4 protein-coding genes are annotated in these 23,239 nt (G+C 32.0%); all 4 read right to left on the bottom strand.

The window, feature by feature from the left end:
• Positions 1-178: 178 nt before the first annotated feature.
• Positions 179-5,662 (bottom strand): GEVED domain-containing protein, encoded by a 5,484-nt coding sequence (locus tag ACH2BC_RS00215; RefSeq protein WP_395051904.1) that lies wholly within the window; start codon positions 5,660-5,662, stop codon positions 179-181.
• Positions 5,663-6,639: 977 nt separating this feature from the next.
• A complete protein-coding gene (locus ACH2BC_RS00210) occupies positions 6,640-7,020 on the bottom strand; it encodes a hypothetical protein (protein WP_395051903.1) in 381 nt (126 codons plus the stop codon).
• Positions 7,021-7,253: 233 nt separating this feature from the next.
• Complete coding sequence (locus tag ACH2BC_RS00205; RefSeq protein WP_395051902.1) at positions 7,254-13,100, bottom strand: T9SS sorting signal type C domain-containing protein; 5,847 nt, start codon at positions 13,098-13,100, stop codon at positions 7,254-7,256.
• Between the two features lie 208 nt (positions 13,101-13,308).
• Positions 13,309-22,890, bottom strand: coding sequence for a fibronectin type III domain-containing protein (locus ACH2BC_RS00200; RefSeq protein ID WP_395051900.1), 9,582 nt, complete (start codon positions 22,888-22,890; stop codon positions 13,309-13,311).
• Positions 22,891-23,239 lie beyond the last annotated feature (349 nt).

Here is a 23,239-nt window from a genome sequence, read left to right as displayed (position 1 = left end):
TTAATTAATGTGTTAATATATATAGAAACTTAAAAACAAGTTATTGATAATTTAGTAAAAACGTTAAACTTCTAAAAAAATCGATAAAGTACACTTTATTTAATTTTAATTGAAAATATTCTACAGAATTATCTCATGCACATCAACTGTACATGAGACTTTATTACTGTAAAAAATTTTAGAAAACTATCTTTTTATCTACAACTTTACCATCAACAGCTTTTATTTTTAAGATTAAAACTTGTTGAGCAGCCACTAAATTGGCTATTGTAAATTGATTGGCATTAATATTGTTTTTTGTGAATAATTCTCTTCCTCTAACATCAAATACAGTTATACTTTCTAGCAATGTATTTGAAGACAAAACACTTATTCCTTGATTGTTTTTAACAGCAACAACTGTTTGCTCGTTAAAAATTGCAGTTGGATTAGTAAGTGCATTTTGTGTAAATTTAAGAGCAAATCTATCATTATAAACTCCTTCGTTAGTAGTAAAAGAATAATTACTCGCTTTTAAATCGTGTTTAACATTTAACAAATAATCTTCTAGATACACATTTTGATTGTTAAAAAAAGCATCAAAATTAGACAGTTTAATTTCATAAGTAGAAACAATATCTGATCTATATCCTAAAGGAACAATATCATTTTCATTAAATGGTAATGGTCTACTTTGAATTCCTAAATGTACATTATTAACAGTAGAATATAAAGATATTGGATTTTGAGCTTCAAATACTTCTCCATCCAAACCTAAATCTAAACCATTAGTTGCATAATCTACATAACCAACCATAGCTTGTTTAAAAATACCTTCGTTGTTAAACATATCAATCCAAATACGGTTTCTTTCTAAATTTAAAGCATTGGTTTCAGTTTCAACATTATTTGCATTTCTATAAAATAAAGTATTATTACCATTTAAACGCATGGCATTAGTATAATTAGCTGAACCATTACTTAATGCTTTCATAAAGAACCCTTGACCTGCGGCTACTTTACCTGATGGTGTTGTAGAATTGGCTGATCCTGGAACTCCAGTTGTACCAATTCCTCCTGCGTAATTGTAAATTGCATAATCACTAGCAGTATAATTGTTAGCAGTAATTGGTGTATTGTGTGTCCAGAAATACATATTTGGATCTAAATTTCCTGCTGGATTTCCACCTAAAATAGTAGGACAATTGGCTAACATAAAGGTGTCTGCATTTAAAGCACTTGGATAAGGATTACCTAATAAAACAACATCTCCAGCACCAATTGAAAAACTAAGTCCTATATTTCCATTGTTTGGAACTCCAAAAAATGGAGCAGTATATGTCATTAAAGTTGTTGTAAAATTTTGTCCAGCTCTAATTGCGTAACCTCTTCCTATATCCATTAAACTGTTAGAAGGTAAACTTTGCCAATTGTTTATAACTGTATTAAAAGTAAAATATTTATTAGATGATGTTAGTGGCGAAACTGCAAATAAAGTTTGTGGCTCAACAGGAGATGAATAATAGGTGTAATCAAAAACCTGCATTAAAGTTGTTGTTCTAAAATAAGTAATTTTTCCTGAATTGACAACATTATTTACTTGAACTAAACTTGAGGAATTTTGGAAAGTTAAAAATCCACCACCAACATCATCAACTGTAACTGAGTTTAATACATTGAAAGTATATCCACTATCAACACTTACATCTCCAGTAGCTGTTACTAAAATAGAACAAGCATTTAAAACTGTTCCTACTAAAGTTGGATCTGTTGATGGACTGTAAACATCGTCAAAGATTGCTAATTTTGAATTATTTGGCGCGCCATTAGACCATGTAGATCCATTCCAAGTTGTTGAATTAATTGTAATTGAAACTACATTAGAATATGCTATACAAGCTCCATTTGTTATAACTGCTCTATAATATCTGTTTGCAGTTAATGCACCCATTTGTAAAGAAGTTAACGTTGCCGAATTACTTAATGGAATTGTTACTGGAGTTGTAAATGCTAAATTAGTTGCATATTCCCAACGAGCAATTGTTCCAGACGAACCAGTTAAAGTTAAATTTGCTGGCGCACCATAACAAATATTTTGATTTGCAGAAGCTGTACCAGGTAAAATTGGTGTAACATTTACTGTAACATTTTTTGTTGTTGTACACACTGGCGATGGCGAACTTGCACTAGCAGTATATATTTGTGTAGTGTTTGGCATTGCATATACAGCGTTAGTTGCACCACCTGTATAAGCAGTTGTTGCTAATGCATTAGTATATAAACCTGTTATTGGTGACCAAGTTATTGCTGTAACTGAGCTTCCTGAAACCAAGAAATTATCAATAGCCCATACAAAACCCCAAAGAACTACATACTTAAACCGTATTTGAACTGTTGCCTGACCAACAAAAGCATTCAAATTTAAAATTACATTAGCAAAATTAGTAGGAGTACCATCATTAATAAATGGACCATAATTTTGCAAATTTGACCAAACTGTTCCGTTAGTTGAAATTTGAACAGTTGCGTTACCATTATTATAACCTTTATAATAGTGATAAAAACTTAAGGAAGCATCTGTGAAACCCACTAAACTAAATGTAGGTGATGTTAATGTTACATCTGTAGAAGAACCAGATTGTTGAGAATCAGAATTTGAAATATAATATTGCGAAAAGTCATTACTATTAACACTTGTAATACCACTAGAACCTGCAGGGTTATAACCAGTATTTCGTAGTGTCCAAGCAGCGTTAGCAGGAATTCCTAATGTTGATGCATTAACATTTGCAAAACTATTTGTTGCTTCATTAAAACTTTCTCCCAAAACAGTTACTCCAGAAACTATTCCTCCTGTTGCAGATAATAAAACTGCTGGTCCAGATTGACATGATGCCACTGGTGATGCTGGTGATATTATGATGGGAGTTGGAATTGGTGTTGCGTTATAAGTAAATTTGACAGTATTAAATCTAAATGGTGCTGCGGTTTGTGTAGCAGTTAAAATATAAACTTGCGTAGTATTAGAAGTAATAATATATGGATCACCAACAGTTCCTGTACCAGTAACTCCTGTTGATGGTGACCATGCAAAAGTGTTGTAAGTTGCTAAACCTGTTGTTATAACTATACCATTAGATGGAGAATTTGCACAAACTGTATCATCTATATTATCAATTACTAATGCTGGTGGTGGTGTAACCACTTGAAAAGCATAATCTTCTGTTTCTCCTCTTGTTTTTACACCACATTGATTTGGGCTTGTTGCATTCCAATCTACCACTACTCTCATTCTTGTAACTCCTAAAGTTGCTGTTCCTGGAACTGTAAAGTTTATTGTTGGTGGAGTTGTTAAATAAAGAGCCGAATTATACATTTTTTCAGTAGCATCTGTAAAAGTTCCATCTTGATTCCAATCTACCCATACTGCAATTCCAACTCCACCAACCATACTATTGTAAGTTGTATTTAAACCAACTGAACCACCTATTGCTTGTGTTATAATTTGGTTAGTATAATCGCCGTAACCTGTTACAGAATAACCAGTAGAATTTGCAATGTTAGTAATTGCACTAGTTGAAGTTACATTTGTAAAATAATTCTGATTGGTTGTACTTGTAGAAGCACAATAATTTAATTGTACTAAAGTGGTAAAATAAGAATTTGCTCCATTAACTAAAGCTACCCATTCTCCAAAGAAACCAAAACCACAATTACTTCTTACCCAGAAATAATAATTAGTACTTCCATTTAAACCTGTTAAAACAACATTATTAGCAGAAGTACTTCCTGTTGGAATTGTACTGTTAACTGGCGCAACATTAGTAGTTGAAACATAATATACATAACCTCCAGTTGGTGCTGGTGTTGGTGGCAACCAACTTAATTGTGCAGTTGTACCTGTAATACTAGAAACACTTACGTTTGTTGGTTTTTTACAAGTCAATAATTCATAAACTTGTAGATCATCAACATACATTTGTCCGTTACCTGGTGCAGAATATGCTTTTAATCCAAAATAATAAACACCTGTTGTTGGTGGTGTAAAAACTACCGCATTATATATAGGAGAAGCTTTTATATTTGGATGATCATCTAAAGGTAAAGTCATACTTGATGCCAAAGGCGATGTACCATAAGCAACCATCATTTTATTTATTGCAGTGGAAATAGCTGTTGTCCCACCATATAAATAATCTATTGCATAGGTTTTAGTTGCATCTAGATTTATACCTTCTGTAAAAAACCAAACATTTGCTGGATTAACATTACTTGGCGACTGACCATTATACATTAATATTTCATCTGTCATTCCAGAGTCACTGTAATTTGGATAAGTACCATTTGAAACAACCCAAGGATTTCCTAATCCTACATTTTGTTGACTGGTACAAACTGGCAATGTTGGTGCGTGCCAAGGCGCATTAGTTAATGGAAGTAATGTTGGAATAGCTGGACCAATAAACTCATTAAGATATGATGTATTGACCGGCGTACAATAAGTAGAAAAATTTAAAACTGGCGACCAAGCACTGGTATCGCTACCACTACATTTAGATCTTACGTAAACATATTGTAATGTGCCAGATGTTAATCCTGTTAATGAAACAGTTAGTACACCTGCTGCAACTGAACCTGTTGGTACAGTTGCAGTAATTGGTGCTGCAGCAGATGTTGTTACATAATAATCATAACCCAATGTTGGTGCCGGACTTGCTGCAGTCCAATTTAATGTTGCAGTTGTACTTGTTATTGAAATTGGTGGAACTGCCAAACCACTTGGAGCGAAACAAGTTACTGGTGTCCAACGGAAAACTCTGTTGGATGTCCCTATTAAACAAGCATTTGATGCAGCAATAGTACCTTTCGTTACAGCTGAATTAGTATTTATAAGTACGCTTTCTGCCATTATTGCAGGCGAAGTTGGCCAAGGTAGTGCAGGATTTGTATAACTTAAGTTTTTAAAATTTGCATTACTCGCTCCTCTTAAACCAATTTGACCAGTTAATGCAGCAGTCGTATTAAAAGTAGCCGTATTATAATGCATTTCAATTACATTGGTAGTTTCATACAACCAAACTTGAAAAATCATATTACTAGTATCTCCTGGACCAACTACTGATGGAGTAGATACTCCAGTAGATCTTTTAACAACCCATTCTACTTTAAATATTCTTGAACCTACTGCTCCAAGAGTAAAATGTGAAATATTTATTGTTCCGCTTGCTCCTGTTACATCCAAATCTCTTCCATATGGAGAAATAGCACCTCCATAACCTTCTGTACTAGAAATTGGATTGTAATTTCCTGCTGTTGGAGCAGTTGCACCAAATGTTAAAAATCCATTAGTTGACACTTTTAAAACTGAAGCTGCTGGAAAATTTGTTCCTCCAAAAGAAAAGGCAAACGGCAAAGCAACTGAATATATATTGTCATCTTCATTTCCTGTAGTAACAGAAAGTGCAATTTTATTTGCGCCTCCAGCTGGAAACGGAATATTAGCAAATGCAGCTGGAACTCCAGCAGTACCATATTGCAATTGATTTACAATATAAGTATCTACTACCTGCGCTTGTATAGTATTTAAACTTACAAAACCTAAAAGAGCAATAAGCACAACTACTTTTTTAAAGTTATTGTTTAATAAATTACTGGCTAATTTTTTTAGTAAAGTTTCTTTCATAATTTTTAATTTTTGAGAATATTCCTTAATAGCTTAATTTTGTGTATAAATTTAGGTTAATTGAATGTAAATTTTATGTAATTGTTTATAACTCTTTAACAAATCGTTAAAGTGTTAAATTATTCGTTAAAATACAAAAATTGGTCTTAAAAAAAATAACATAGTAAGAATAATAGTATAAGAAAAATCAATGAATTTGTTAAGAAGTATTGGATTTTATTAGATTTATTTAATAAAAACGCTAGAAACTGTACAGTTTATAAAAATTGAATCTTTTTTATTAATTTATTGAGATTTTACAAGTAAACCGCATTGAATAGTTGCTATTTTAATTGTTAAATGCACAAAGTAATTAATACAATTTTAAGTGTTATTTTTAATAAGTAGTTTATTTCAATTTATTTTCTTTTCTATAAGTCTACCTAAAATCTAATTTAAACCTAGTTCTTTTTTACTGTTTAAATACTTTAATTTTATTCTTTGATATTGAATTTTCTGTATGGAATATCTATGAAATGAAAAAGTATTAATTCTAATTTATTTGAAATTATTTATACTATATATGGCTTGTTTTTAAAATATATAGATTTTCAATTTGGGATTTTTTTTATAACTAAACCACTATGGACTGGAAGCTCTTAGATTTGGTTGACAGACTAAAAGTCTGCACGGTTGTAAAACTTATTTTTTGCCACAAATTTCACAAATTAGCACGGATTAATTTGTGTTAATTTATGTAATTCGTGGCAAAGTTTTTAGAACCTGAAAGGGAAATACACTAAAAGTGCATAGTTTTAAACTAAATTTGACACCAATAATAGAATAAAACTATTAAATTTAATTTTTATAATTGTATTAAAATAATAAATGATTTATAACTTAATTAAATTTAAAGTTAATACTATAACCAAAAAAAACTCTTCATTTCTGAAGAGTTTCTGTCTTAAAACTAACTAACCTATCTATAGTAATCTAACTTAAACTATTGCGTTTTCTTGGCTTACCACTTTTTTAAGTAATGTTCTATAAAGAACTCTATTAGGTGTTATACCAGAAGATATTATTTGTTTTTTTCTTGATGAAGATGAATTGTCATTTGTAGTAGAAAAATCGTTAGCAGATTGAGATTGTTTAGAACCCATAAACCAGTTCATAAAATCTAACTGTGTATCATCTAGAACTAATGCTGTTTTAATTTCAACTGTAACAACTTCATCATTAGAAACTTTAACTGTTACATCAGAAGTAGATTGAGCAAACATTGAAAAAGATGACATTAAAAATAAAACAACTAAGAATAAAAATCCTTTTGTATTTACTTTTTTAAAAGTTGTGTTATTTAAAGTGTTTGTTGTCATATTTATAAATGCTCTTAATTTCTTTGACAAAACTACTGCGACATTACGCTCAATTAAAATATTTTCGATGAATAACATCAATACTCGTTAAAGAAACACGTTAACGTTTTTAAGCTAACATATATGTAGTTCGTCTATGATTGTAGTAAAATAAATAGTTGACAAGCTTCTATAAAAAGACAAAAAGCACTACTTTTTGGGTAGTGCTTTTAAAAATAGGGTAAAAATAATAATTAGTTTACGTACTTGCGTGTAATAATTTTGTCTTCTGATGTAGTTATTTTAACAATCAATACTTGGTTGGTTGTTCCTACATATATTGAGGTTTCGGTTGCATTAATTTCTTTTTTATCTGATAATAATCTTCCTCTAATATCATAAATCTTAACCGATTTTATAATAATATTATCGGTTTTTATATTTAAATTATCATTTGGTTTAAACAGAACTACATTAAAATTATCTAACGAGAATTCATTATTTGCTAAAGCATTATCTTTATATAGTATAGAAAATCTATCGTTAAAAGTTCCTGATAACGATGAAAAACTATATGGACTTTCTTTAATATTATGAATTATGTTTAGGAATTTATCTTTTAAAAAGATATTTTGCTCTAAAAACAATCCGTCAAAATCGTGTAAATTTATTTGAAAAGTATCTGATGTTGCTGAGTAAAATCCTAATTGTACTTCGTCGTTATCATCAAATGGCAATGGTCTTCCTTGTATAGAAAGTGTATTTGTGTCTGACATAGAATATAGTACAACTGAATTACCTGCATTTAAAAAGGAACTATCAAATCCTCTGTCTAAATTTAAAGTTGCATTGGTTGCATAACCAATAAGTGTTTGTTTATATGTTCCTGTACTATTAATTATATCTAACCAAATTCTGTGTTTTTCAAAATCCTGAAAATTAGAATCTGATGGAACAGTTGCCATTTTAAAAAATTGAGAATTGTTACCAACAAGTCTCATACTGTTTTTAAAAGTTACATTGGCACTACTTAATCCTTTTACAAAAAACGCTTGTCCAGATGCAATTTTACCTTGAGGAATACTTGTATTTATTCCTCCATTTACAGCAGAACTTGTTCCTGTACCACCAAGATAATTATAAACTGCATAATCATTGGATGTGTATTGATTTAAAGAAATTGGTGTATTGTGAGTCCAAAGATAAATTGTGGCATCAACCACTCCTACATTTGAAATATCTGACAAAAATAAATCGGCGCTAATTGCGCTTGGATATGGATTACCAATTAAATTGAAATTAGTTGTAGAAACCAAGATTGGTGTTGTTATAGTTCCGTTATTAGGTACGCCAGAAAAGACTCCATTATATATTGATGTTGAAGCTTCACTATAATTAAATGGTGCTCTTACAATATATCCTTTACCTGCGTCCATTAAACTATTTCCTGCAACATTAGACCAATAGGCAATTACTGGATCAAATCTATAATATTTATCAGATGGAGTTAGTGGAGATAATCCAACAAATGTTTGAGGAGTTACTGGAGAAGACCAATAAGTGTAATCAAATTTTTTCATTGGAGTAGTGTCTCTTTTGTAAACTATATTTCCAGTATTTAAAACATTGTTTATTTGAACCAAACTAGCATTGATTTCAAAAGTTAGTGAACCACCAGAAACTATAACTGCATTATTTACAATTAAATTATGATTGGAATTTATTATAACTGTTCCAGAATTTACTTGAACAGAACAAGCTAATAAATTGGCGGTTGATGAAAAACTACCATTAAAAATAGCTTTCATTGTTGTATTTGGAATTCCGTTACTCCACGTACTTCCATTCCAAGAAGTTGAAGGAAAAGATACAAATATTCCGTTGGATGCAACTTCATTACAAATTCCATTTTTTACAACTGCTCTAAAATATCTAATTGTTGGAAAGCTTCCCATTTGTGCAGCATTTAGTGTAGATGTTGTATTGGCAATTGTTGTTAAATTTGTAGTAAATAAAGAATCATCTGCGTATTCCCATCTTACAACCGAACCTGTATTTCCTACTAAAGTAATTGATGCTGGAGCTATTCCTGTACAAAGAATTTGATTTGCAGAAATTGTTCCAGCTACTGTTGAAGGCACAACATTTATAGTGGTACTACTTGTTCTAAAACATAAATTAGAACCTGTAATTGTTGCTGTATAAGTAGAATTTATTAAAGGTTTAGCATAAACAACGCTAATTGGTGTTCCAGCTACATACGGAATTGTTGCGCTTGCGTCGCTGTAAAGTCCAGTTATTGGTGTCCAAGTTAATGCTGCTGCTAGAGTTCCAGAAACTGCTACGTTATTAAGCGCCCAAAAATAAGCCCAAGGCGAAAAATAATTAAAACGAAGTTTAACATTTAAATTTCCTAGATATGAATTCAAATTAATTGTATCATTTGCAAAAGCTCCTGCACTTCCTTGAGTATTAGTATAAGTTTTAACTGTAACCCAAGAAACTCCATTGTCTGTTGAAACTTCTATTTTAACATTATCAAAGGCATTAGTTCTTAGGTAATGATTTATTGCTAAATTGGCACTTGTATATCCTGCCAAACTAAAACTTGGCGAAACTAATGTAGTATTTGTAAATGGTCCAGGAACAGCACTTTGTGAGTCGGCATTAGCCAAATAAAATTGAGAACTATCACCACTTTGAAATAAAACATTTAAACCAAAATTACCAATATAATTATAATTGTTTGGTCTTAAAGTCCATTGACAAGCGTTGGAATCTCCACCAACAGATGTATTTGTAATAGTCCAAGCATTAGTTGGTGCATTAAAAGTTTCTGTAAAAATTGGAACTGCACTTGTTGCTCCAGCACTTCCGTTTAAAGGTAAAATTGTATTCTCACAAATTGTTGCGATATTTGGGACTACCATAATAGCTGGTGGCAATGGGTTTACAGTAACGGTATGTGTTAGAATATTTCCACATAAAGCTCCAGAAGTTTGATTGGCAGTTAAAGTATAAGTTGTTGTTGTTGTTGGATTAAAAGTAAACCCAGTTGCAAAAGAACCTGTAATTCCAATATTTGGCGACCAATTTAAACTATTATAAGAAGCATATCCAGAAACTGTTACTACTGGAGTAGAATAGCTTTCGCAAATAGTACTTGAAGCTGAACTTAAGGTTAAAGTTGGTGGAGATGTTACTGTTGCAACAATTGGAACTCTTGGTGACAAACATTGTGTTGTAAATTTCCAATTATAAAATCCTAAAAAAGCGGTATTATCAAAAGAATTTCCCATAATATCTGCTACAGAAGAAGAGTATGGATAAAATGCATTATCAGAATTCATTTTTACACCTGCTGCAGGAACAGATGAAAAATTTAAGTTGTAACTTCCTATTTCAAAATAGTAATTTACTGGTATAACTTGAGCAATTGTTCCTCCAGAAACTGATGTTGTAATGTTTAAAGTTGCCAATGTTACATTAGAAGCATTTCTAATTGCAATTTGTCCAACTTGACCAGAAACCATTGGAAAAATATCAATAGATTGAAGTGTTGTAGGTGATGTTACAAAGAAAGAAACACTACCTGTAAAATTTTGCGTGGCTATTAAACCACCTTCATTTATTGGATTTATTGGTGCAACTTTAGCGATTGCTCCAAAAGATTTAGCTTCTATATAATAAGTAGAAGTTGAATTTATAATAGGAGTGGTAAAATTATTACCATTTGATAGTGGTGTTACACTAGTATTAGTTGCAAACCAATTTATTGTAGAACCAACAGATGAAGTAGCAGATAAGGTTGTTGTTCCAGATCCACATCTTGTAGTTGGTGTTAAACTAATAATAGTTGGTGTTGTACATTCTGTACTAAATGATTCTTCTAAAGTCCAAATACTTTTATCAACTGCATTGCAATTTCCTCTAATCCAAATATAATAATAAGTACTAGGAATTAAGCCAGACAAATTTAAAGTTGTAATTCCAGCTCCAACAGTTCCTGTTGGTATTGTTGCTCCAGTTGGAGGTGTATTGGATTGTGATAAATAATATTGATAACCATTAGCTGGAGCTGGAGATGATGCTGCCCATGTTACTGTTGCAGTTGTATTTGAAACTGAATCAATACTTACATCTTTAGGTTCAAAGCAGTTAGGCGAAAGCGTTACGATCATATCATCAATTACAATATAAGATTGATTAGCAACGCTATATCCTTGAAATCCTATATAATAAACACCAGAACTTGCTGGAACAAAATCTACAATTGCTATTTGAAAAACATTATCATTAATATTGGGTAAATCAATTAAGGTTTCTGTCATTCCAACAACGGTTGCAGTTTGTCCTAATTGTACTTTCAAATTTTCTGAAAAGGTAGTAGAATTTCCAGTATTGTATCTAAAAAATAGTCTATATGAAACACCTGCTGTTAAATCTAATCCTGGCATAAAAAACCAATCATTCATAGCTTGTGTTAAATTTTTTCCAATGTGCATTGAACGAGATGCAGAAGAAAAATTTATATTTTGAACTTGCCATTGAGATATTCCACCATCTCCATTAATATCTAATTTTGTAAAGCAAGTTGGTAATGTTCCTGTAGCGAAAGCATCTACATTTTGAAAATAAGGAATAGTATAGTAACCACAAGTTGTAGTAGTTGAAATTACATTGCTATTCATTATACAAACTCCTGGACCAATTGCTCTAATTCTATAATAGTAAGTTGTTAGCGGTAACAATCCAGAAACATTTAAAGTATTTACTAATCCTACTAAAAGATTATTATAACCAGGAACTAAAGTTGTAAAACCAGCATCTGTAGCAACATCAATTGCATAATTGGTTGCGGTTGGAACATTTACCCAATTGGCAACAAAACCATTTCCATTAGTACTTCCTAACGATGCAACTGTGGCTTTTGCACAAGTTGTTGCATTTGCTGTTAAAATATTTGTTAAATTATAAAATGGCGCACCAAGACATCTATCGTTATAAGAAATTATCCAATAATAATAAGTAGTATTTGGTAATAAACTAGTTTGATTAAAAGTAGTTGCTAATGGATTAGTTGATAATGGAACATTTATTACCGTATAAGTTGATGAAATTAAATTTCCTATTTGATAAAATGTTCTGTTTAAAACCTGTGTTGCATTTGGTGGTGTATTAGATGTACTTCGTAAAACTAAATAATTAGTAGGTAAAGTTGTTGCAGCTGTAAATGAATTTCCATTTATTGATGAATCTGTTATTGATGTTGCACCTAAAACCAGTGCTGTAGGTTGAATTGCTGGTGTTGTGCAAGGTAAAGCTGGTGTGTATTTAAAATTTAATCCTAAATCTGGATAAGCAGTTGGATCAGTATTTAATTTACCATTATTTAATTGAAAATACCCAGTATTACCAAACCAAACTGTAGCACTACCTTGTTGTCTATTATTGATATTTCCTTGTAATGCATTATTATTTAATCCTCTAAGTCCAACTTCTACAAAACCATTGGCTCCGGTTGGGTTACAACTACCATAAGAAAGTTCAATAGAATTATCACTTTCATTTAATCGTATTTGAAAATCAAAATTTCCAGGTGCGATTACTCTTTCGGCATTTATCCATTCTACTACAAAAGTTCTATTTGGAGCAACACCTACAACATCATAAACAACATCATTTCCATTCGATTTTAAATCTATTCCCAATGCAGAAACCACACCAGTATATAAAGTATTATTACTAATTGGAGTGTAATTATTAGTTATTGGTTGTGCAGCGCCAAATGTTATAAAACCATTTGGACTTATAAATAATTGTGTAATTCCTGTAACATTGTCAAATGTAAAAGGAAAAGGTATTGTTGCTTGAAAAGTGGCACCAGTTGTATGATCATTCCAAGGAGAAGCGTAAGCAATATTTGGTGTTCCAGTTAATGGTGTGTAACCAATTATACTTTGAGAAAAAGTGTAGGAACTAACTTGAGAATATGAGAAATTTGTGTTTAAAAACAGCACTATAAAAAACATTTTTAATGTACTTATAGCTAGTTTTTTATGATTTAAAATGGTTTTAAGTAAATTAGCAAATGCTATCATATTTTAAAATAAATTTTATTTTGGTCTTTTTGTAAAATGTTGATATTTAGCACAAAACAAACAATTAACATATAAAGATATTAATTCTAATTTACCAACAAAAGAAAATATTAATTAATCGATAAATAGAAATTTTAATCGATTAAATACATCTTTTTATAAATAAAAAAACCCATTCTTTCGAATGGGTTTTAATTATAAAATTAAATTAGTTAACAATTTTTTTAGTAACCATTTGTCCTTCTGTAGAAGTTATCTGAACTAGGAGAACTTGATTTACTTCTCCAACATTAATTCTAGTTTCTGATGCATTTATAGGTTCTTTTTCTAATAACAACCTACCTCTAATATCGAATATTTTAACTTTACTCATTAAAATACTTCCAGTATTTATTACAACATCAGTATTGTTTTTATAAACAACTACTGAATTTAATGTTACACTAGGATTGTTGGTTGACAATGCATTTTGATAAACTAATTCAAATCTGTTATTAAATGTACCAGCTTCTGTTACAAAATTATATGTTGTGCTTGTAATGTTGTTAAAAGTACCGTTAGAATTATCTTTAATAAAAACTTCTTGAGCAGCACCAGAAAACAATCCATCAACATGATCAATTGCTATTGAATAATTTCCTGCAGTAGTAACTCTAAAATTTAGCGGCACTACATCGCTTGCATCAAATGGTAATGATCTACTTTGAATTGCATATTGATTGTTATTTATAATAGATGTAAGTGAAACTACTCCATCATTAAAATATTTAGCATCAAAAGCATCTTCTGTTTGAATAGCATCTGTTCTATAATTTACAGCAGTTTGAGAAAATTCTCCTGTTGTTGCAGTCATATTTAACCAAATTCTGTTGTTCTCTATAACATTATTAGAAGCTTTAAAGAATTGATTATCATTATTAGTCCTTCTCATAGTATTATTAAACGAAAGTGCTGTTGCATTATCTTGAGCTTCAACTATAAATCCTTGTCCTACTTGTAATATTCCGTTAGGATCGAAAACTTGAGATTCATTATTAGAAATAAAAGTTCCAGAATTCCAAGTACAATATCCTGGAGATGTTAAAGTACTATTGGTTTTTCTCCAAAAGTATAATGTTCCTGTAATTCTTTCATCACCAGTTTGCCTGTTTGCTGCAACAAAACTTGCAATATCAATTGTTGATGGATATGGATTTCCAATTGCGTTAAAACGTTGACCAATTCCATTATTTATCATTGTTAATGGTACAGTTCCATTATTAGGAATACCAGTAAATTGTCCGTTCCAAACGGTTGCAAAAGTTGGATGATTATTTGGCAATCTAATTAAATATCCTTTTCCAACTGAAAAATTAGTAGTTGATGGAGATGGTACAGCAACGTATACATTTGGAGTTGGAGTAGCGTTAGTTTCGTAAGTATAAAATCTATTTGATAGTGTTAATGGTGAAAAACCTAGTAAGTTTTGACTATTTACAGGAGAAGACCACAATGTGTAATCTTGACGTTTTAAAGCTGAACTATTTCTTTTAATTATAACATTTCCAGTATTTGCAACAGGATTAGTTTGAATTAAATTGGCATTATTTTCAATTGTTAATGAACCACCATTTACTGCAACACCATTTAAAACTGATAAATCATGTCCAGAATTTATTGTAACTGCGCCATTATTTACTGTACAAGAACAACCTTCAAGTTGTGTTGCTGGCAATAAATTTGTAGTTGTGTTGTAATTAGACTCGAATACTAAGCTTGTTGTAGCGGTTGGAGTAATATCCCAACTTCCATTCCAAGTTGCTGTTCTAATAAATATTGGAGATGATACAGAAAACACTATTGAACAACTTCCGCTTTGAACTTTAACTCTATAATAGGTAGTCGAAATTAAATTATTAGCCGTAAACGTAGCATTTGTTTCTCCCAAAATATCATTAAAATTTAAGTTGTCTGACGAACTTTGCCATTGAATTGTTCCTGTGTTTCCAGACAAAGTTAATAGTGTATTATTTGTTCCTGTACATACAGTTGAAGTTCCAGAAATTGAACCAGAAACTGAATTTGGAATTACATTTAATTGACCATTTACATTAGTTATTCCATTCCAAAATCCTCCACCAGAAGAAGTATATCCGCCATATTGCCAATTACAAGTACTTGGTTTATATCTAAAATTATAATAAAAAGTGCCAGAAGTTGGAGGAGTAAAAGTGTATAAATATTCATCATTATTTCCAGAATCTAAATTATAAGTTGCTGTTGACCAGTTTGTCCATGTAGAAGGATCTGTATTAGTAGAATTATAACCAAACTCAACAGATATTCCAGAACCTTGTCCTGCACCAGGAGTAATCCCTAACTCATACACTTGACCATATGCTGTTAAACTTCCAGATTCACATAGTGTTGCGCTACCTGGAAATTGTAAGTTAGCATAATCTAAAGCACTAATTGCATTTATAGTAAAGTTTGCCTCTTGTGGCGCTCCACAATCACCAGTTACTCTTGCGTAATAAGTTCCTGGACCAACTGTTATTGTTGGTGTAGAACCTAAATTTGTTCCTGTTCCTCCAGTTCCAGTCCACCAAGTCAAAACTGCATTTGTTCCAACTACTCCATTTGCTGTAAGTATTGCAGTATCTGTACTACAAATTGGATTCGCAGAAGAAGTTATAGACGTAATTCCTACATTTGATTTTATAGTAAGAATTGCTATATCAGATGTTAAAACTGGTCCGCAATCACCTAAAACTTCAACGGTGTAATTACCTGAATCTGATGGTAAAGGAAAAGGTATTGTTAAAGATGAATTTGTTTCAGAACCAATAGAAATTCCATTTTTAAACCATTGGTATAAATATGCTGGAGAATTTGCTCCAACAACAGTTAATGTAACCGAAGTTCCTTGACAAACTGATTGTGATAATGGTTGAGTTGCAATTAATGTGTTTGGTTTTCTAGTAATTGTTGAAGTAGCTGTTGTTGTGCAAGAACCTAGAGTTGCTGTTGCAGTATAAACTATAGTTGATGTAGATTTAGAATAAACTGTATTTAATGAAGTTCCAGTATAAGGCAATGTTGCACTTGCATTAGTAAATAAATCAGTAGTTGGAGACCAAGTAATTGGCGCAGCACTAAAACTACCTAAAATCATTGTTGGTCTATTGATACTAGTTGTTCCTCCAGTATTAACAGTACAAGCTGTTGATCCAGAACTAGATACCGAACTTGTTGCTGTAGGAGTTGAAACATTTACAACCGAAGTAGTTCCACCTGGACCAGTATGACAAATATTAATAACAATATTTGATGTTCCATCCCAAGAAAAAGGAGTTGAAAAAGTATGTAAATTAGCTCCTAAAACAGCAGTATATGCACTTGAATATACAGAAGTAAAAGTTGGCGACTGAAAAGTTGATGTTAATACTGTTGCAGGAGTATTTGCCATACTAATAGCATAATTAGACATTAAGCCACTTCCAGCAGATGTTGTATTAAATGTTAATGAAGTCATGTTTGTTGCATTATTAATTCCTACAGCATTAAGCTCTGCTTTAGTAATTAAATATTGCATTCTTGCATTTGTAGTAACGGCTTGTCTATAAGGTGTATTTGCTGCAACTGAAGTTCCTGAAGAAACTCCAATATTGAAATTTCCTGCTGTTTGAGAACTTGCTGTTAACGTTGAAATATCATTTTGACAAATTGTTGCACTTGGAGAAATTGTAACAACTGCTGGAGTTGGGTTTACAATTACTGTAATTGATTGAGTTGTATTTTCAACACCAAGAACTCCAGAAACTGTATAAACTGTAGTTGCCAATGGAGATGCAACAACTGTACTTCCAGAAGTAGTGTTTAATCCAGTTGATGGTGTCCAAGTGTAAGCATAAGATGTTGCACTTGAAGCTACAAGTGTAGTTGATGTTCCACTACATATAGTTGCACTTGGTGATGGAGTTATTACAATAGGATTTGGTTTTAATTCTATTGTTAAATTATCTACAAAAAAGTCAACATCTGACAGTCCATTTATTCCACCTTCAAATGCTCTAAATGCCAATCTAATTGTTTGACCATTATAAGCAGTTAAATCAACATCATCCAATTGACCTAAATGTGAAGGAACATTTGTACTATTATATGTTTTTAGAATTGTCCAATTTGAAGTACCAGTTGTTGAAACTAATAATTCAACAAAATCGTCAGATTCCCATGGAGTTGTTAAAGCAGTTATAGCACCAAATTGAGTTGCACCTACATTATATTTCACTCTGTAAAGTCCTGTTGATGGAATTGCAAATGATGGAGAAATTATCCATTCTGAACCTAAAGCAGTATCAATATTCATTTTAGCTGCGCCAGTTCCTGTACCTGTTAAATTTAAAAAATCATCGGCAACCCAGTCACTTACTGTTGTAGAGCCCACAGTTGTTGGTCCAGCTGTTAAATCTCCTGAATCACCTTCGTTCCAACAAGTAGTTGGTAAATAAGTTGCAAAATCTGTTAAACTTGGAAATGTAATAATTGCATCACAAGCTGTTGTAAATGTACCTCCAGCTAAAAATGCACTGTCACAAGTAGTGTTATTTGCTTTTACTCTGTAATAATATTGAGTTGCAGAAGTCAAACCACTTAAATTTTGTGTTGTTGCAGTAAGGGTTGCAAATGGTGAACCTACTATTGGTAATGTAAATGCAGCATCAGTTGTAACTTCTAAGGTATAATTAAAAGTATTTGCACCACCACCAACTATTGATGCTGTCCAAGAAACGGTAGCAGATGTTGTAGTTATTCCAGAATTTACAAATGAAGTTGGAGCAGCTGGACAAGTAATTTGACCTGCGCTTACGCCTGTTGAATACCATGGCGCACCAAAACAAGAATTTGTATTGTCTCTTGAAAATATATAATAATAATATTGTGTATTACTTGTTAAACCAGTTTGAGCAAGAGTAAATGCTGTACCATTGGCAACACAATTATAAGAACCAGCGCCAAAAGTATAAGCTGTTCCACTTGCATAAGTTGTTCCATTTAACGGCGTTGGAGCAATTGCACTTATTGATCTAAAAATTACATATGCAGTTGGAGTTGGCGTTGCAGCTGTAAAATTTAAAGTTAAACTTGTAGATAAAACTGATGTAAATCCTAATCCAGTTGGATTATTTGGAGTAGCACAAGCTGAAACAAAAGTTCCTGCTGCTGTCCAAGCACTTAAGCTTCCACCACAATCAGATTGTACATAAACTGAATACGAAGTTGCAGGTAATAATCCAGTAACGTTAGCCGTTAAAATTCCTGCGGCTACTGTTGATGTTGCAACTAAACCAGTTACACCACTTCCAGCAGCACCAGATGTTCTTATTTCATAAATATATCCATTTGCTGGAGCTGATGTTGATGCGTTCCAGTTAATGATTGCACTTGTACTTGTTATTGCTGTAGTTGCTGTTAATGTTGGAGGCAAACAGTTTGGCGTTGCCTTAATAGCAACTGCATCCATAGAACAATTATTTCCAAAAGTAGAGTGAAATTTAAATCCTACATAAATAGTAGTTTGATTTCCTGCACCAACTGGTAAAGTAATTGTTTTTTTATTCCAACCAGTTAATGTTGCATTATACCTTTGAACGAAAGCTCCACTATCAATCCAAGTAGTTCCATCTAAAGAATATTGAACTTGAACACCTTCTGTTGTTAAAGTACTAAAACCTACGTTATGCATCCATTGAAATTCAACATCTAGACTACTTGTTCCAGTTGAAGTAATTGGAGGAGAAACTAAACGTGTTTCGTTACCTGAAGTAATGTTAAACGAATTCCAATACACATATCTTGTTCCTTCTTGAGGTGTTGTTGTTGGATCTGTTGATGATGCTTGAAAAGTAATATTTGATGCTCCAACTACAGTTTGTTGTGACCAACATGTTGGAAAAATTGCTGTTCCTGTAGTATTAAATCCTTCTGAAACTGGTAATGTAAAATTAGCACATAAAGTGGTGAAATTTCCACTTAAAAAAACACTATCACAAGATCCATTATTCGCTCTAACTCTATAAAAATATTGTGTTGAAGCATTTAAACCAGTTAAATTTTGTGTTGTTGCTGTTAAAGTAGCAAATGGTGAACCAGCAATTGGTAATGTAAAAGCTGCATTTGTTGAAACATCCAAAATGTAATTTATTGTATTTGCACTACCGCCAACGATTGAAGCTGTCCAAGAAACTGTTGCACTTGATGCTGTTATTGCAGAGTTAACAAATGCCGTTGCCGTTGCAGGACAAGTTGTTAAAACACTTGACAAAGGTGAAGTTAATAAATATTTTGGTCCACCAGTACAACTACCACTATTAAATGAAAATATAGTAATTGTGTAAGCCGTATTTGATATTAATGCAGTTGGAGCAAAACTTAAAGCACCACTTGATTGAATAACTGTTCCATTTCCAATTACTGTAGCTGCTGGATAATTTGTTCCATCAACTAAAGTTCCAGAAAATGTTCCTGAACTTCTAATAACCAAATATCCTGATGGAGTTCCAGTTGCTGCTGTAAATGAACCTGTAATAGTTGTCGCAGTATTTGTTCCTGTTACAAAAGCAATTGGTTGATTAGCTGGAGTTACGCAAGCCAGAATTGAAGTTACAAAGTTTCCTGCATCTGCTCCAATATCGGTTGGTGTTAATCCAGAACGAGTTTGACCATCAAAATCTAAAGTTACTCCTAAATCTATACCAGTTCCTTCAACTGGAGTTGGGTTAGTTGGATGAATGTGTAAATCTGGAGTTGTATTAGTTGGATTAATAAATTGTGGGTTTTCATTAAAACTGTTTGCATCTTGACCAACAGCTGTTTGCCAAGCACTTAAACTTGCTACATCTAATCCGTTAAAAAAACCAAATACGTTTCCTGTTCCATTTCCAAAATATACATTATTATTAATTGTTAAACCTGCAGGATTTGCAGTAGTTCCATTAATTTTAATATTATAATTTTTTCCTGTTGCGCCACTATTGGTTCTATTATTAACAAAAATATTGTTTCTAAAACTTCTAGTATTAGTTGTTTGAACACCATTAAATGCATACGATGCACCTGAACCTGCAGTTGCAGTACCACCAATATAAATACTATTATTAAAAAAACTATCTGTTCCTAAAGCACCACAAAAACCGTTTACACCAGATGTGTTAGAATTTGAAGCAGCTGAACCAATTGCATTAGAAACTCCTGATCCAAGAGCAATCATGTTGTTTCTATAAACAGTTGTTCCACCACCAACACGAATACCATTTATTTCGGCAGTTGTACTATTTGTAGAAGATGTTAAACTATGAATATAATTTCTATCAACTACATTGACACTTCCTCCAGAAAATTGAATTCCTGTTACTGTTGTTGCAGCAGTTGTATTGGAGTTACTTAAATTAAAAATTGTGTTTTGTGATAAAGTGCTATTTGGCGTTGCACTTACTTGACAAATACCAATTACAGAGGCAGAAACTGTAGTTCCTGTTCCATTATTGTTAGTTAAATTTCTAATTGTATTTGAAGTAAAAGACATTGGAGCATTTGCAGATTGCATTCCTATCACTTGAGATGCCGCACCAGTAGAATTTAATGCTATTGAATTTGCAACTGTACCACCAATTAAATTATTATTTGCTGTCCAAGTTACGCCTGTTCCAGTGTTTGCTCTCAATCCGTATACAATTTGTGTTCCAGTTGCTGCGGCATTTGTAACTGAAATTCCTCCGATAGTATTTCCATTTGAAGTCCAAATATCACCACTAAAATTATAAATTCCGTAAACATCAGTTGCTGTAGTAGTATTTGTAGAAAAGACTAAAGAACCTGTTGTAGATTGACTTCCAATTATATTGTTATTGTTTGAAACTAAACCATTATTTACTAAAATGGCTGCAAAAGGTGCACTTGTACTTGCTCCGCTTGATGTAACTCCAGTTAAACTAACATTTGCAATTGTATTATTAGATATATCAGAAATAATTCCTCCAGTGATACCTGTAAAACGTATAGCTCTGAAAGTACCTGTGCTTCCAGTCATCGTGTAAGTACCAGTACCTAAATTATTAGCAAATCCAATTGTATTTCCTGTAATTGTAAACCCTTGCGCTCCAGAAGTTAAAGCTGAACCCTGAATGTTTATTGCATTATGTTCCGCACCAGTTGTCCATGTTCGTGTAGCAGATTGATAAAATTTATTATTAGTTATTGACCAAGCATTACAACCTGCAGCCGTATAAATACCAGCACTTGCAACAGCAACGCCAAAATAATCAAAAATATTATTGTTGGTAATTATATTTCCACTGTTACCAATTGCAGTAGTTGTAGTTGTACCACTTCCAAATATTGCTTTTGTCGGTAAATTTGCACCAGCAGGACCAATATTGTTGTTAGAAATTGTATTTGTATCGTTTCCAGTTGTAGTTAAAGCATCTGTTGCAAAATAAATTGTACCACCAAGATTTGCAATAGTTGTTGTTGATGATCCCAATATAGTACAATTTGTTATTGTATTACTAACAGCTCCACTTATAAATCTTATTGTAGAAGTTCCTGATACATTTGAAGTACTTAAATTAGAAATTGTTAACGAATTTCCTCCAGTATTTAAACCATTAAAAGTTACATTATCAGCTCCAGCAAAATCTATTAATTGTAATGGAGCAACTCCTGTAGTAGTGCCACTAATAGTTCTTGCGCCTTGTGGATTTAATAAAACTGATGACCAATTCGTAGAAGGGTTTAACGAAGTCGTTCCTAATTCAGCTGTGCTATCGCCAGTTTGTAAAATGGTTACCGAACCAGTTCCTGCAGCAGCAGTATTTAATGCTGCGAAAACTCCTGCAGCATTAGTTAAACTTGGGTAACCAATTCCTCCTGCAAAAGTTCCTGCTGGACTAGTTACAATAAAATTTCCAACTGCTGGCGTCCAAGAATAATTGGCACCTGTATTATTGTCAGAATTAAGCGTACTTAAATCATGAATATCTTGTGTTGAAAATGAAGTAACTTCTGCATCAATTGCAGCTTTAGTTTTATTACTTGTGTATATGTAAAAACTTACGGCAGCATTTTGCCATGGAATTGTTGCGTTCCAAGCTGTTCCAGAACCTGTTGCCAATACAATTGTGGAGGTTGCAAATCCATTAGTAGAATATCGAACGTAAATATTTTCAGCTGCATTTGGAGTAGCCGAAGTAGTAATTCCTATAATTCTAGAGCCAAAAGAACCAGCAGTTTGAGCTACAGAATTTATGTTTATTGGATTAAAACTTGTTTCCAATACACTCATTCTTTGACTTGTGTATGAAGTACCTTTTATAATGTTATAAGTGTAGTAAAAATTTGCTGTTGTAGCTGGTAATCTTCCATTATTATTATATCCTGCCGCAACCCAGTTTCCTGATGCTGTTGCTGTGTTTGGCGCAATTGTAATATTATATCCTGCAAGAGTTTGAATTCCTGCACCAGCAGTTGATCCCCAAACATTGTTATATCCATCTGAGTTGAACTGCCAGTTTCTAGTCCCAGAAGTTGTACCTGATGCATTTTCTTGAAAACGTGCTTGAAATACTCCACCTTTTAAAGTAGTACCACTATTAGCATAAGTTCCACTGACGTCTTGATTTAAAGACATTACACCTGGTTGAGCAAACGCAAATTGAAAATTTAACAGGGCAAAAAATAAAACTGAAATTAAAAACCCTTTCTTAATCGTTGATAAACTTTCAGATAAACAAAGTAAAAATTGTTTCATATACTTATTATATTATAAATTTAATCTTATTCGAAAAAACACTCAAATTATAAAATATTTTTCAAAATTTTATAGCCAGTAAAAATACTTTTTTATTATTTAATACACAATATTATTTTACGTAGATTAATTATTACAGAAAATATATACGACTGAAAATAAATTAATTAACTAAAAAACCTCCTCAATAACTTGATGAGGTTTTGCATTACTAATAGTACGATAAATTTTAAGAAGTCATGAATTTAATTTTATTGAGTTATTAATTTAAATTCCGTATATTAGTCCCATTAAATACTGATACATGGATAATTTTAAAGGTCAAAACATACTCAATCTAGTAAAAGAA

This window comes from Flavobacterium sp. (genome assembly GCF_043760115.1).
Classification (GTDB): domain Bacteria; phylum Bacteroidota; class Bacteroidia; order Flavobacteriales; family Flavobacteriaceae; genus Flavobacterium.
This window is presented reverse-complemented; position numbering and strand designations above follow the sequence as displayed.